16 protein-coding genes are annotated in these 15,531 nt (G+C 35.2%); all 16 read left to right on the top strand.

Annotated elements, in window-relative coordinates; all coding sequences use genetic code 11:
* The first annotated feature begins 11 nt into the window (after positions 1–11).
* The 16 genes from WMO42_RS03575 to aroB all read left to right on the top strand — a co-directional run bounded on the left by WMO42_RS03575 (position 12) and on the right by aroB (position 15,487).
* Positions 12–1,289: a methionine gamma-lyase family protein gene (locus tag WMO42_RS03575; protein ID WP_022501789.1), complete on the top strand. Its 1,278-nt coding sequence runs from the start codon at positions 12–14 to the stop codon at positions 1,287–1,289.
* Between the two features lie 133 nt (positions 1,290–1,422).
* On the top strand, positions 1,423–1,695 hold the full coding sequence (locus WMO42_RS03570) for a DUF4321 domain-containing protein (RefSeq protein ID WP_022501788.1): 273 nt from the start codon (positions 1,423–1,425) through the stop codon (positions 1,693–1,695).
* A 22-nt stretch (positions 1,696–1,717) separates the two neighbouring features.
* Positions 1,718–2,419, top strand: coding sequence for a DNA repair protein RadC (gene radC / locus WMO42_RS03565; protein WP_055306594.1), 702 nt, complete (start codon positions 1,718–1,720; stop codon positions 2,417–2,419).
* A 28-nt stretch (positions 2,420–2,447) separates the two neighbouring features.
* Positions 2,448–3,467 carry a rod shape-determining protein gene (locus tag WMO42_RS03560; RefSeq protein WP_055174709.1) on the top strand — a complete coding sequence of 340 codons (1,020 nt, stop codon included), beginning with the start codon at positions 2,448–2,450 and terminating at the stop codon, positions 3,465–3,467.
* An 11-nt stretch (positions 3,468–3,478) separates the two neighbouring features.
* Positions 3,479–4,321, top strand: coding sequence for a rod shape-determining protein MreC (gene mreC, locus WMO42_RS03555; protein ID WP_022501785.1), 843 nt, complete (start codon positions 3,479–3,481; stop codon positions 4,319–4,321).
* A 17-nt stretch (positions 4,322–4,338) separates the two neighbouring features.
* A complete protein-coding gene (gene mreD, locus WMO42_RS03550; RefSeq protein WP_022501784.1) occupies positions 4,339–4,872 on the top strand; it encodes a rod shape-determining protein MreD in 534 nt (177 codons plus the stop codon).
* Positions 4,856–7,690, top strand: coding sequence for a penicillin-binding transpeptidase domain-containing protein (locus WMO42_RS03545; RefSeq protein ID WP_055174712.1), 2,835 nt, complete (start codon positions 4,856–4,858; stop codon positions 7,688–7,690). The genes mreD and WMO42_RS03545 overlap by 17 nt, the downstream gene beginning before the upstream one ends.
* Before the next feature lie 33 nt (positions 7,691–7,723).
* Positions 7,724–8,515, top strand: coding sequence for a septum site-determining protein MinC (gene minC, locus WMO42_RS03540; RefSeq protein WP_022501782.1), 792 nt, complete (start codon positions 7,724–7,726; stop codon positions 8,513–8,515).
* A 138-nt stretch (positions 8,516–8,653) separates the two neighbouring features.
* Positions 8,654–9,466: a septum site-determining protein MinD gene (gene minD, locus WMO42_RS03535; RefSeq protein ID WP_022501781.1), complete on the top strand. Its 813-nt coding sequence runs from the start codon at positions 8,654–8,656 to the stop codon at positions 9,464–9,466.
* A gap of 53 nt (positions 9,467–9,519) precedes the next feature.
* A complete protein-coding gene (gene minE, locus WMO42_RS03530) occupies positions 9,520–9,795 on the top strand; it encodes a cell division topological specificity factor MinE (protein ID WP_022501780.1) in 276 nt (91 codons plus the stop codon).
* A gap of 40 nt (positions 9,796–9,835) precedes the next feature.
* A complete protein-coding gene (locus WMO42_RS03525; RefSeq protein ID WP_022501779.1) occupies positions 9,836–10,996 on the top strand; it encodes an FtsW/RodA/SpoVE family cell cycle protein in 1,161 nt (386 codons plus the stop codon).
* Positions 10,997–11,084: 88 nt separating this feature from the next.
* Complete coding sequence (locus WMO42_RS03520) at positions 11,085–11,480, top strand: methylglyoxal synthase (RefSeq protein WP_022501778.1); 396 nt, start codon at positions 11,085–11,087, stop codon at positions 11,478–11,480.
* Positions 11,481–11,564: 84 nt separating this feature from the next.
* Positions 11,565–12,950, top strand: a complete 1,386-nt coding sequence (locus WMO42_RS03515) for an HlyD family efflux transporter periplasmic adaptor subunit (RefSeq protein WP_349191576.1) — start codon at positions 11,565–11,567, stop codon at positions 12,948–12,950.
* Between the two features lie 39 nt (positions 12,951–12,989).
* Positions 12,990–13,685 (top strand): YggS family pyridoxal phosphate-dependent enzyme, encoded by a 696-nt coding sequence (locus WMO42_RS03510; RefSeq protein ID WP_055306672.1) that lies wholly within the window; start codon positions 12,990–12,992, stop codon positions 13,683–13,685.
* 89 nt (positions 13,686–13,774) lie between these two features.
* Complete coding sequence (locus WMO42_RS03505) at positions 13,775–14,311, top strand: cell division protein SepF (protein ID WP_022501775.1); 537 nt, start codon at positions 13,775–13,777, stop codon at positions 14,309–14,311.
* A 78-nt stretch (positions 14,312–14,389) separates the two neighbouring features.
* Positions 14,390–15,487 (top strand): 3-dehydroquinate synthase, encoded by a 1,098-nt coding sequence (aroB, locus tag WMO42_RS03500; RefSeq protein WP_349191575.1) that lies wholly within the window; start codon positions 14,390–14,392, stop codon positions 15,485–15,487.
* Positions 15,488–15,531: the final 44 nt, after the last annotated feature.

The following is a 15,531-nucleotide window of genomic DNA, read 5'->3' as shown; positions in this document are numbered from 1 at the left end:
GGAGAAAGATAATGAAGGAAATGTATTGCGGACAGCTTGGAATTGATGAAGCTGTATACAATTATGGCAATAATGTACTTGAAAATTTAAAGGAACGATTTGAAGCTATTGATGAAGTGGCTGAGTATAACCAGTTAAAGGTTATCGCGGCTATGCAGAAGAACAGGGTCGCTGAGATGCACCTTTCAGGTACTAGCGGATATGGATATAATGATGAGGGAAGAGATACTCTTGAGAGAGTATATGCAGATATATTCAAGACAGAGGACGCACTTGTAAGACCACAGATTATATGTGGAACACATGCTTTAAATGTAGCTATCTCATCTAATTTAAGACCGGGTGATGAGCTTTTATCGCCAGTTGGCAAGCCATATGATACTATGGACGAGATTATAGGAATAAGACCATCAAAGGGAAGTCTTGCAGAATACAATATATCATACAGACAGGTTGATCTGTTAGATGACGGAAGCTTTGATTATGATGGAATAAGAAAAGCTATTAATGAAAAGACTAAGCTTGTTACTATACAGCGTTCTAAGGGTTACGCAACGCGTCCGACATTATCTGTTGAAAGAATTGGCGAGCTTATACATTTTATTAAAGATATCAAACCAGACGTTATATGTATGGTAGATAACTGTTATGGTGAATTTGTTGAGAAGATTGAACCATCAGAAGTCGGTGCGGATATGGTTGTCGGTTCACTTATTAAAAATCCAGGTGGCGGACTTGCACCTTGTGGAGGATATATAGCAGGAAGAAAAGACTGCATTGAACAGGCAGCTTACAGATTATCTTCACCGGGTCTTGGAAAAGAGGTTGGTGCAACAATTGGTGTCAACAAAGATTTCTATCAGGGATTATTCCTTGCACCAACTGTAGTTGCCGGTGCACTTAAGGGCGCTGTATTTGCAGCAAATGTATATGAAAAGGCTGGATTTAAGTGCGTCCCTGATGCCACAGAGGAAAGATATGACATTATTCAGGCAGTTGAGTTAAAATCAGAGGAAGGTCTTATAGCTTTCTGTAAGGGTATTCAGGCAGCAGCACCAGTTGACAGCTTTGTAACACCTGAGCCTTGGGCAATGCCAGGTTATGATTCAGATGTTATTATGGCAGCAGGTGCATTTGTACAGGGGTCATCAATAGAACTTAGTGCGGATGGTCCTGTAAAAGAACCATATGCTGTATATTTCCAGGGTGGTCTTACATGGTACCACGCTAAGCTTGGAATTATGATGAGTATGCAGAAAATGTATGAAAAAGGGCTTCTTAAGATTTAGTAATTGTGTTATACTACATTAGTCAGTTTTTTAATAATATTATAATATATTGAATAGTTAATATTGTATTCTTATAAAAAAGTTGATAAAATGTTAGCGTATTATTAATATTAATACGCAAGAATGGAGGAATATGAGTAGTATTTCCAAGTACAAGAATGGCTGGTTTCTTATACTGTTCATTCTTATAGGTATTGTGCTGGGTGGGCTTATAGCTGAGATAACATCGGGCATACCAGCACTTAGCTGGCTTTCATATGGCCAGTCATTTGGGGCGGGACTTATGGAGAGTCCTGTTATTCTTAATCTGGGATTTATTGTTCTTACATTTTCAATTCAGATTAAGATAACAATTGCCAGTATTATTGGCGTTATACTCGCAATTGTTATATATAAATTTATTTAGGGTAAATCTTATCTAAGATTTTATGAATGACAATTTAATATGTGACAAAGATTGTATTAAAGACTTAAGACCATACGAGAAATGTATATCACTGGGTGAACAGTCGCTTACTGATACAGAACTTATTGCAGCGATAATAAAGACTGGTGTATCAGGAAAGCCTGCGGGAGAGCTTGCAAAGGATATTCTTGACAAGTCCCATAACAAAGGATTGTTAGGACTATTTGATATGTCTATTGATGAACTTATGGATATCAAGGGAATAGGGCTTGCGAAGGCGGCACAGTTAAAGTGTATCTGTGAGTTGTCAAGAAGACTTGCCAAGCAGTCAGCAGGGAAAAGACTGGATTTTTCATCGCCATATGCTATTGCTGAGTATTATATGCAGGATATGAGACATTTAACCAAAGAACGTCTTGTTCTTGTAATGCTTGACAGCAGGCTTAATCTTATTAAGGACAGTGTTATATCAATCGGAACGGTGAACAGCTCACTTGTTTCAGTTAAAGAGGTGTTTAGTGAAGCTTGTAAGAACAAAGCGGTAAGCATAGTTCTTATTCACAACCACCCAAGCGGTGATCCAGCACCAAGTCCGCAGGATATAAGTGTTACAGAGCAGATAAGAAAGGCGGGTCTTATTCTTGGAATACATCTGATAGATCATATAATTATTGGAGATAATAATTTCACAAGTCTTAATGAATGTGGTTATTTGAGACAATAGAATTGTTGCTACAGGAAAGGAAGAAAATATGTCTAACGTATATGGAATTGATATTGGTACAAGTAATTTTAAAATGTGCTGTAAAGAAAAAGATACAATATTAAATGAGAAGAACATTATAGCCATTGCTAATAAGAAAGACCTTTTAGCATTTGGTGATGAAGCATATGAAATGTATGAGAAAGCACCAGAGAATATTGATGTTTCGTTCCCGGTTAAGTTTGGTGTGATTGCAGATATTGAGAATATGCAGACTTTACTTCTTAATTTCTTTAATAAGGTTAATGGAGATAAGAAGAATACAGGCAATAATGATTTCTATATTGCAGTTCCTACTGATGTTACTGAAGTAGAAAAGAGAGCATTTTATGAACTTGTTGCTGATTCAAAAGTTAAAGCCAAGAATATATATATCGTTGATAAGCCAGTTGCAGATGCAATCGGTGCAGGTCTTGATGTAACTAAGTCAAGAGGTATTATGATGGTTAATATCGGTGCAGAGACAACAGAAATCTCTGTATTGTCATTAGGTGGTATTGTAATAAGCAAGTCAATCAAGATTGGTGGTAATAAGCTTGATGACTGCATTATCAATAATGTTAAAAAGGTATACAATCTTGTAATAGGAAGCAAGACAGCAGAAAGCTTAAAGAAGGAACTTGGAAGTGCGGTAAAGGTTGAAGAAACATTTGCACTCGGCTTTGGACGTAATGTACTTTCAGGACTTCCTGTAAGCGTAGATGTATCATCAGATGTTGTCTATAATGCGATTGTTGATGCACTTCACTCAATTATGGATGCAATCAAAGTTATACTTGAGAGAACTCCACCAGAACTTGCAGCTGATATTATTAAGAATGGTGTATATGTATCAGGTGGTACATCACAGATTAACAATCTTGAACAGTTTATAAAGCAGGAGACTAATCTTAATGTTAATATCGTAGACCAGCCTTCTGAAAGTGTTGTAAGAGGTCTTATAGGAGTAGTAAATAATCCACAGTTTTCTAAGGTTGCATATACTCCACAAGATAAAAATTATGATTAAGGACAGGTAATATGAGAAAAAAATTATCTTCATATATGACATCAAGATACATTCTTATTGCAGTGACGGTTGTATGTATAATATTTGTTTCAACAAGCTTCTTTACAGATAGTCTTGTAGCACCTTTAAGAAATGCTGTTTCTATGGTTGTTGTTCCGTTGCAGAAGGGAATGAATAATCTTGGACTTTGGACCTATGATAAAGTTACTACTTTACAGGAAATCTCAGTTGTATTAGACGAGAATAATGAGTTAAAGAACCAAATAGATAATCTGACAGAAGAGAACAACCAGTTAAGACAGGATTCCTATGAACTTACACGTCTTAGAGAGCTATATAAGCTTGACGAGAAGTATCCGGGCTATACTAAAGTAGGTGCAAGAGTTATCGGTGTTACAACAGATAACTGGTCTAAGGCATTTAAAGTAGATAAAGGCCTTGATGACGGAATTAAGAAAGATATGAATGTTATTGCAAGTGGTGGTCTTGTTGGAATAGTTGCTGAGGTAGGAAAGAATTATTCCATAGTCAAGACAATTATTGAAGATAATAATTCAGTAAGTGGAATGTTAATAGATACTAATGATACCTGTATAGTTGAGGGAGATATTGAGCTTTCTGACAGTGGTCTTGTACATCTTAACCATATTAAGGCTGATATAACAGTAAGAAATGGTGATAAGATAGTTACTTCCAATATCAGCGACAAATATCTTCAGGGAATTCTTATAGGATATGCAAAGGATGTAACAGCGGACTCTAATAATCTGACACAGTCAGGTTATCTTGTCCCAGCAGTTGATTTTAATAATCTTCAAGAGGTACTTATTATAACGGAAATGAAAAATCAGTGATTTAAAGCAGGAGTGTTATGAAAAGGAAAGTTGCAGAAATAATTTTAATATTATTATTTTATCTGATACAGGTTACATTTGGCAATGCTATCGGAATAGGTGGCATTACACCTAATCTGCTTATAATACTGCCGGTGCTGTTTGGCTTTTTTAAAGGCAGGAATGAAGGAATGTTAGTAGGCTTCTTATCAGGTGTTATGTATGATCTTTTCTTTTCTTCTCTGTTTGGATTTTCAGCATTGGTTTTTGTATACATAGGATATTTTTCGGGAATATTTTATAAAGAATATGAGAAGGTTGAAGTCCTTATTCCATTGGCAATGATAATGGCATCTGATTTTGTTTTTGAATTTTTATCATATATAGGCAATTTCTTATTACACAACAGGCTGAATGTAGACTTCTTTTTAAGAAGATTTATTATGCCGGAGGTTGTGTATACATTAGTTGTAGCATTGGTATTGTATTATCCTTTGATGAAGTTCGATTCAATATTAGATATTCAATGGAAGAAAAGGAAAAAAGGTATATTAGATGAAGGAAGTATTTGAGTATATATTAAGTCTTTTCAAATCAAGAATTTTTCCACTTATATTGGTATTTGCCATATTGGTAGGTGTGCTTATTAACAGGCTGTTTGGATTGCAGATAATCAATGGAGAGTCTTATGTAAAAGATTTATCAAGTTCTATACAGAAAGATATGAGCGTTGCGGCGACAAGAGGAAGAATATTCGACAAGAATGGTGTGCTTCTTGCTTATAATGACCTTGCATATGCCGTAAGAATAAGTGACAGCGGTAAATATAACAATAACGCAGAGAAGAATGAAAAGCTTAATGCTTCAATAGATAAGACACTTGATATTATTGAGGCAAAGGGAGATACATATTCTAATGATTTTCCTATTGTATATGAAGACGGACAGTATGTATTCAATATAAAGGATAATGAACTTTTAAGATTTTTAAGGGATATATATGGCAAACGTTCAATAAGTGAGCTTAGTGATGAAGAAAGAAATGTAACAGCACAGGAGCTTTTCAGACAGTTATGTGAAAAGTATGAGGTTGTTGTTGCGTCTGATAGTTCAAAAAATCAGGCAACGGTTCTTTCATCAACAGTTAGTTTCCTTAAATCACAGGGGTATATGGTAGAAGCAGCAGGTTTTTCTGTTGACCATGCACTTATGATTGTTAATTTAAGAAGATATATGTCTGCTAATTCATATAACAGATACATTTCTTTTACAATTGCCAATGAGGTATCAGATGAAACTGTTGCGGCAATACTTGAGAGTTCAGATGATCTGACAGGTGTTACAGTAGAAGAACAATATATAAGAAGATATGTGGACAGTGTATACTGCTCACAGATATTAGGATACACAGGTACAGTATCTACAAGCGAGTTAGAAACACTTGGAGATAAGTACGACAGTAACGATACTGTAGGTAAGAGTGGCATTGAGAAGAGTATGGAATCAGTGCTTTCAGGTACTAAGGGTGAACGACAGGTTTATGTAGATACAGTAGGACGAATTACAGAGGTACTTGGTGAGACAGACCCAGAGACTGGCAATGATGTGTACCTTACAATCGATATTAATCTTCAGAAAAATCTATATAATGCAATTGAGGACAGACTTGTACAGATACTTCTTACTTATATGACAAGTGGTGATACCAAGTATTCATATACTTCTAACGGAAGTGTAGATACTGTATACATTCTTGCTAAAGAAGTATATTTTGCACTTATTGATAACAATATTGTGTCAATAAAGCATATCGCTGAACAGAGTACAGACACGGAGGCACAGGTTTATTCAGCTTTTCTTTCAAAACAGGACAGTACAATGGACTGGATACGAAGTGAGTTAGCTGACGGTGATACACCTTATGGAAAGCTAAACGAAGAACAGCAGCTTTATATATGGTATGTGTATACAAGCCTTAAAGACAGAGGGGTATTTAATACATCTAATGTCGATACAACAGATGATGTATATAAGGACTGGACACAGGCAGATGGAACAAGTCTTAAAGAACTTCTGACACACGGAATAGCTAAGAATTGGATTAATCTTAATGTTTTCTCTACTGAACAGTACACAAGTTTACAAGAATCATATGATGCACTTCTTGATTATATTGATGGATATTTAAGGGAAGATACCTCATTTTATAAGAAAATGTATAAATATATGATTAATTCTGGTTCTATATCAGGAAGACAGGTATGTATGCTTTTGTATGAACAGGGAGTGCTTGATATGAATTCTGAGAATTCAAGATATTCAGCATTAGCAGCAGGAAGCCTTGGAGCATATGATTTTATGACATATGCGATATCTAATAAAATAATAACTCCTGCCCAGCTTGCATTAGAACCTTGTTCAGCATCTGCTGTTGTAACAAATCCTAAGAATGGTGATATCATAGCAATGGTATCTTATCCAAGCTATGATAATAACAAGCTGTCAGGAAGCGTTGATGCCAAGTATTTCAACAGTCTTATTAATGATAAGGCAAGTCCTATGTTAAACAGGGCAACACAGTCATTTACTGCACCCGGTTCAACATACAAGCCATGCACAACTATAGCAGGTATGGATACAGGTATAATATCATCTGGAACTACATTTTATTGTTCTGGTTCATTTGATAAAGTAACACCATCACCAAAATGCTGGAGATTATCAGGACATGGTGGCGAAGTGGCTGCAACAGCGATAAGAGATTCCTGTAATGTATTCTTCTATAATGTAGGTTATAATCTTGCGTGCAGTAAGAATGGCAATTATAACAGTACTTACGGAACAACTATATTACAGAAATACTCAGACCTTTTGGGTTTATCGACTAAAGCAGGTGTTGAAATTGAGGAAAGTGAGCCAATGGCTTCTAATACTAACTCAGTTGCTTCAGCTATCGGTCAGGGTAACCACAAATACAGTACATTAAACCTTGCAAGATATGTAACAACTATAGCTACATCAGGAACATGCTATAATCTTACACTAGTAGATAAGATTACAGATTCTGATGGTAATCTTATTGAAGATAATCACGCTGATGTTGATCATCAGGTTGAACTAAGCAGTAATATATGGAGTACAGTACACGAGGGTATGATGCTCGCAGGTAATTCATATTCAACAATAGCCAAGCTTGGTTTAAAGATTGCAGCTAAGTCAGGTACTGCACAGGAAAATACTAACGAACCGGACCATTCATTACTTGTAACATATTCTCCATACGATGATCCGCAGATATGTGTATCAGTATGTATCCAGCACGGATACTCATCAACAACATCTATGGATTTGACAGCAGATGTGTATAAGATATATTATGGAATGGAATAGTTATAAATAATATTAAATAAGGGGTGAAGATAGTTGGATAACTCAGTAGTAATCAAGGGAAGTAAGAATGGAATTACTGTTAAACTCGATGATAATCTTGGATTTGACGAGCTCAAAGACAGAATAAGAACCAAATTTGCGGCGTCAGCCAAATTCTTTGAAAAAGCCAATCTTGCATTATCACTTGAAGGAAGAAATCTTACTGACAACGAGGAGCAGGAAATTCTTGATATTATATCTGAGGAGTCGGATATTAACATTGTGTGTCTGATGGAACACAACAAGGATAAAGATGAAGTGTACGCAAGAGCAATCGCCAAGGTTGCCGGAGATGGCATATTGCCAGATGTACCATATGATAATACAAATGAAGAGGTTATGCACAGCCGTGTATTTTCCAGTGCCAGCATAGATGATGTATCGACAGATAATACACTTACACAGCCATTATGCCAGTTCTATAAAGGAACATTAAGATCAGGACAAGTTCTTGAAACAGAGAGTAGTGTAGTAATACTTGGAGATGTTAATCCGGGTGGCAAGGTTATAGCGTGTGGCAATGTTATCGTATTAGGAAGCTTAAGAGGCAATATATATGCAGGTGCCAATGGCAATGAGAATGCATTTGTTGTTGCTCTTGATATGGATCCTATGCAGATTAAGATTGCAGATGTTATAGCCAGAAGTTCAGATGCTCCTGTTGTTATAAAGAAGAGATTAAAGAGTAAGGTCAAAGGCGTACAGCCTAAGATAGCATATGTATTTGAAGGCAATATATATGTTGAAGATTTTGCACAGGATGTACTTGAAGATATTCATTTATAAATTTGAATGTGTAAACAGGTTTATTTTAGAATAAATGTTCATAAATTCAAAAAAAGTCTTGATTTAATGAGCAAAATTACGCATAATTATTTTATTGTGTATTTATTTACTTAGTATATTAATTTTGGAGGAAATAAAATGAGTGAAGTTATTGTTGTTACGTCAGGAAAAGGCGGCGTAGGTAAGACTACAACTACAGCTAATATAGGTACTGGTCTTGCTAAGCTTGGAAAAAAGGTTGTTATGATTGATACAGATACAGGCCTTAGAAACCTTGATGTAGTACTTGGACTTGAGAATAGAATTGTATACAATCTTGTAGATGTTGTAGAGGGTAACTGTCGTTTAAAGCAGGCTATGATTACAGATAAGAGATGTCCTTATCTGTATCTTCTTCCAACAGCACAGACAAGGGATAAGTCAGCTATTTCACCTGAACAGATGATTAAGCTTGTAGATGAGATTAAAGCAGATCCAGAGAACTTTGATTACATATTACTTGATTGCCCAGCCGGTATTGAGCAGGGCTTCCAGAATGCCATAGTTGCAGCTGACAGAGCTTTAGTTGTAACTACTCCAGAAGTCTCAGCTATCCGTGATGCTGACAGAATTGTAGGTTTATTAGATGCTAATGGCTTAAAAGACCGCGAGGATTTAATTGTCAACAGAATAAGAATGGATATGGTCAACAGAGGTGAGATGATGTCAATCGCAGATGTCAACGACATTTTACAGCTCAATGTAATAGGTGCTGTTCCAGATGATGAGAATATTGTAGTTGCTACTAACAAGGGTCAGCCTTTAGTAGGTGACAGCAGTATGGCTGGACAGGCATATATGAATATATGTCATAGAATTCTCGGTGAAGATGTACCTTTCCTTGATCTTAATGGCAAGGGTGGATTCTTTAAGAAGTTATCATCACTCTTTAAGGGTGATAAAAAGAACTAAGACCAATTCAGGCCTTAAGTATATGAGCCATATATGGCAGAATGGAAGAAGATATGAGTTTACTTGATTTATTTAAGAAGAAGGGTTCTGGTGATGTAGCAAAAGACAGACTTAAGCTTTTGCTCGTATCTGACAGGGCTAATTGCTCTCCTGAAGTTATGGAAATGATAAAAAATGACATAATTAAAGTTATTTCAAAATACATGGTAATAGATGCAGAAGGACTTGATATCCAGATAACATCTACAGAATCAGAAGGTGATAATGGTTCTGTACCTGCAATCTATGCTAATATTCCAATTAAGGATATGAGAAATAGTGACAAATAATCACGTGTAATCAAATAAGGATTATTGTGGTGGAGAATTTATGTTTAAAAAATATAAACTAAGATCGTATAATTTCAGGCTTATTGCTTTGATAACAATTACCTGTATATATGCGTTAATGGTTGTAAACAGTGCTAATTCAAGTTATACCATAAAGCAGGGTGCTGGTATGGCTGTAGCATATTTAATGATGATTTTTATATCATTTGTTGATTACAAATTTATAACTAAATATTACTGGCTTTGGTATGCAATAGGCAATATACTGCTTGTTCTTGTACTGCTTATAGGTAAATCAAGCCACGGTGCGAAAAGATGGCTTGGCATAGGTACATCTTTTCAGATACAGCCTTCAGAGTTTATGAAGCTTATTATAGCCATATTCTTAGCTAAGGTAATATCTATGTATAAGGACAGGCTTAATACGTGGAAGTTTCTCGTCATAATTGCACTTGTACTTTTAGTTCCTATACTGCTTATAGTTAAAGAACCAGATTTATCTACCACTGTTATGGTTGTTCTTATAGTAGTTACTATTATATTCTGTGCAGGGATAAGTTATAAGATAATTGGTATGGTGCTGCTTGTTGTAGTTCCACTTATAGCAGCATTTCTTGTATACATTATTGCTACACCAGATCCTATATTTATGGAACAATATCAGAGAAATCGTATTGTCGATTTCATATACGGAAGTGATTCTACTGATGGAACGGTAAGTGCTGGTGTATATCAGCAGAATTATGCGGTTCAGGCAATAGGTTCAGGACAGTTATCAGGTAAAGGCCTTAATAATGAAGATCCATCTTCACTTAAGAATGCCGGATATATAGCAGAAGCACAGAATGACTTTATATTTGCGGTTATAGGTGAAGAACTTGGATTTGTAGGCTGCTTAATTACAATTTTTTTGTTGTTTACTATCGTAATAGAGTGTATAATTACAGCAGTAAGGGCTAAGGACTTAGAAGGGCGGCTGATATGCTGCGGTGTAGCGGCGTATATAGCATTCCAGACGTTTATTAATATAGGCGTTGTTACAAAGCTTCTGCCTAATACAGGTTTGCCACTTCCATTTTTTAGTTGTGGTGTAACATCACTTGTTAATTTATTTGCGGCAATGGGAATTGTGTTGAATATCAATCTGCAAAGAAATGTCGACAGAGATGATGAGATATTTGCAGATGATTTCCGTGGATAATAGATAAGTATTAAAGATATTGGCTGTAACAAGCCATAGCATTAAAATGCAATCTTGATAAAATAACAGCATAAGATAGGGGGTTCTTATGAACATTGGTTTAATAGCACATAATTCAAAGAAGAAATTAATGCAGAATTTCTGTATTGCATACAAAGGAATTCTGAACAAGAATCAGTTATTTGCGACGGGTACAACAGGAAGACTTGTAGAAGAAGTTACTAATCTTTCTATACACAAGTTCCTTGCAGGACATCTTGGTGGTGACCAGCAGCTTTGTGCCCAGATTGAGCATAATCAGCTTGATCTTGTCATTTTCCTAAGAGATGTGGAATCACCAAATCTTCATGAACCAGATTCTAATAATATATGTATGCTGTGTGATATGTATAATATTCCATTAGCAACTAATCTTGCCACAGCAGAATTATTGATTAAGTCGCTGGAAAGAGGCGATATGGAATGGAGAGAAATATATCAATAATCAGTGAGAATTATTAAAATATAAGCTGCCGTTTGAACAAGAACGGTAGCTTTTGATGTATTATTAATGATTAAGGGAGGAGTTATGCCAGGTAATAAAGTAGTCAGGTATAAAAGAAGACCACGGGCTGTGGCATTTATATTTGCCCTTGTACTTATTTATATAATATGTTTTTTTGTGTTGTATACAACCAAAGCAAAGGTTCAGACATATGAAGTTAACGTAGGTTCATTAACGAATAATGCTGTATTTACAGCGTTAGCAGTAAGAGAGGAAAGTGTATACAATTCGCCTTATTCTGGCAATGTCAATTATTACCAGCGGGAAGGGACGAGAGTTAAGAAGGGCGATACCATTTATACTGTCGATGAAACCGGCAGGGTATCAGAGATACTTTCTTCATATAACAAATTAGGTGAGAATTCACTTTCAGAGAAGAATTTATCAGATATTAAGACGACACTCAATAATTATAAGACTGATTATGATGGAAGTGATTTTACATATGTATATGACCTGAAATCAGACCTTAATGTGACTGTATTACAGTCTATTAATGAAAATGTTGTTGCTAACCTTGATTCTATTGTAGAGAATACAGGAAGCCAGAACCTTTTCCAGACAGTAACAGCTGAAAGCAATGGTATTGTTGTATATGCGGTTGACGGATATGAACAGATTAATGACAACAATGTAACAACTAATGATTTCAATAAAGATAACTATAATAAGAATAATTTAAAAGGTGAATCACTTATTGTATCAGGTAATCCTGCTTATAAGATAGTTACAAGTGAAGACTGGTATATGCTTATCAAGTTATCTAAAGATGATATTGATGAGTATGGACTGGCTTCTAAGAAAAGCCTTAATATTAAGATTAAGAAAGATAATATGACAGTAAAATGTGGTTTTTCTATTATAGAGAAGAGCGATGGCTATTATGGAAAGTTATCACTAGACAGCTATATGATAAGATATGCACAGGAAAGATTTCTTGATATTGAGCTTGTTACAACTGGTAAGAGTGGTATGAAGATACCTGTGTCAGCAGTTACAGAAAATGAATTCTACGAAATTCCAAGGTCTTACCTTACAAAAGGTGGTAACAGCAGTAATCAGGGATTTATATGTGAGAAATATGATAATGGTAATCTTATAACTACATTTGTTGAAGCAGATATATACAAGCTTACTGATGATTATGTGTATGTAAGCAAGTCAGACTGGGAATCAGGAATTGCGGTTGTAATGCCAGACTCTGCATCAAGGTATGTTATCGGGGCAACGAAGAAGTTAAAAGGTGTATATTGTGTTAATACCGGATATACAATATTCTGTCCGGTTGAGATTATTGATGAGAATAATGAATATTATATTGTCAAGCAAAATCTTACACACGGAATATCAGTGTATGACCGAATTATATTAGACGCATTGAAATACCAGCCAAATGAAATGATATATTAATCAGAATGGAGAATTGCTATGTTGGATAATCATAATGAAATGCTAAAATCTAATTATGAAGCTGTTAAGAAGAATATTAAAGCAGCTTGCGAGAGGAGCGGACGTGATAAGAGTGAAGTGTGCCTTATTGCAGTAAGCAAGACTAAGCCACAGGAAGATATAATGCAGATATATGAATGTGGTGAACACCAGTTTGGAGAGAATTATGTTCAGGAAATGGTAGATAAAGTTGATGCTCTTCCTAAAGATATAGTATGGCATATGATAGGACATTTACAGCGTAATAAAGTTAAATATGTTGTTGGCAGGGCTTCTATGATTCATTCGGTTGATTCATTAAGATTAGCAGAGGCTGTTAATCAGGAGGCTGTTAAAAAAGGGATTGTAGCTGACATTTTAATTGAAGTAAATGTTGCAGGCGAACTTAATAAATTTGGTTTTAAACCAGAAGAAGTTGAAGCGTTTGTTAGAGCAATTAGTGGATTTAGTGGAATTAGAGTCCGTGGATTGATGACAAGTGCTCCATATGTAGAAAATCCTGAAGATAATAGGTGTTATTTCAGACAATTAAAGCAATTATGTGTTGACATTAATGCTAAAAACATTGATAATATCAATATGGATGTGCTTTCAATGGGTATGACTAATGATTATGTTATAGCTGTTGAAGAAGGTGCTACTCATATAAGAGTTGGTACTGCTATATTCGGACATAGAGATTATGGTAATGCGTAAGATAAAGACATATGTGTGTTGATACAGAAGGATAAGATTTTTAGTTACTATAATTAATGTAATATTATAATATATTAGGGAGAGATGTTATGAGTTTTGTTGATGGATTTTTGAATCTTTTCAAGGTTCAGGATGATGAATTTGATGATGATTACGATTACGATGAAGAATTTGATGATGACGAAGATGATGATAAGCCTTCAGCAAGAAAGAAGCTTTTTTCAGGTTCTAAGAAGTCAGATGATGAAGATACATCAACTTCATTTACAATGAGCGACAAGCCTAAGAACTCAAGAGGAAAGGTTGTTCCAATTAAGCAGACAGCGAGAGGTCTTGAAGTAGTTGTTATCAGACCAGAGTCTATGGAAGATGCAAGTGAGATAACAGATACGCTTTTAAGTGGTAAGGCTGTTGTACTTAATCTTGAAGGAATTCACGTTGAGATTGCACAGAGAATAATTGATTACTCAGCAGGCTCATGTTATTCGATAAGAGGTAATTTACAGAAGATTACCAATTACATATTCCTTGTTACACCTCCTAATGTGGATATTTCAGGAGATATTCCTGAGATAGTAGCTGGTGGTATTGATCTTACATCATTTAAGAATGATACAAAGTTCTAGATAATTTATATTACTGCCACTCTTTGGTTTGCAAGGAGTGGCAGTTTAGTTATTACTAAGATTAGATTGGAGAATATTATGTCTAAGTGTATTAATGTTAAATACGAAGGAAAGCCTTTATATAATATTGTTATTGAACAGAGCTTCGATAAGTTAGCAGAAGAATTTGATAAGTTAGGAGTTACAGGAAGAAAACTCTGTATTGTGTCTGACAGCAATGTTGCACCTTTATATGCGAAGTATGTAGAGGATCAGTTATCAAAGACTGGCAATAAGATATTTACATATGTATTTGAAGCTGGCGAGGCTAACAAGAATCTTGATACAGTTGAAGATGTCTATGAGTTTCTTATTAAGAACCATTTTGATAGAAAAGATATGCTTGTAGCACTTGGCGGTGGTGTTGTTGGAGATTTAACTGGATTTACAGCAGCTACATATCTTAGAGGAATAAGCTTTATACAGGTTCCCACATCGCTTCTTGCACAGGTTGATTCAAGTATTGGTGGAAAGACAGGTGTTGATTTCAGAGCATACAAGAATATGGTAGGAGCATTTTACCAGCCTAAGCTTGTATATATGAATATATCAGTGCTTAAGAGCCTCTCAGACAGATTATTCAATTCCGGTTTTGGTGAAATAATCAAGCACGGTCTTATTAAAGATGCCGCATATTATAAATGGTTAAGAGATAATATAAGCAACATTAAGAACCGGAATTCAGATGCCTTAGAGCAGATGATATATGTAAGCTGCAATATAAAGAGAGAAGTTGTAGAAAAAGATCCTAAAGAAAAAGGCGACAGGGCACTTCTTAATTATGGACATACATTAGGACACGCAATAGAGAAACTTATGAATTTTAAACTCTATCACGGTGAATGTGTTACACTTGGAATGATTGCTGCATTAAGAATATCAGTCAACAGAGGCGATATTGATGAGGGGGCTTATAATGATGCAATAGATATGTTCAAGTTATATGATTTCCCTCTTAATGTAACAGGAATTACAGCAGAAGATGTTGTCAAAGTGTCAAAGAGCGATAAGAAAATGGATGCAGGCAAGATTAAATTTATTCTTTTAAAAGAAATCGGTAATGCTTATATTGACTATGATGTAACAGATGAGGAGATGCTTGCAGCATTAAAAGATGTTATTTTATGTAATAGGTAATTTCAATAAAACACCATATTACATAAAAATACTATGTGACGATG

Origin of the sequence: Lachnospira sp. CLA-JM-H23 (genome assembly GCF_040096425.1) — a bacterium.
Classification (GTDB): Bacteria; Bacillota; Clostridia; order Lachnospirales; family Lachnospiraceae; genus Lachnospira; species Lachnospira rogosae.
The sequence above is the reverse complement of the archived record's forward strand: the minus strand, read 5'-3'. Positions and strand labels throughout refer to the sequence as shown.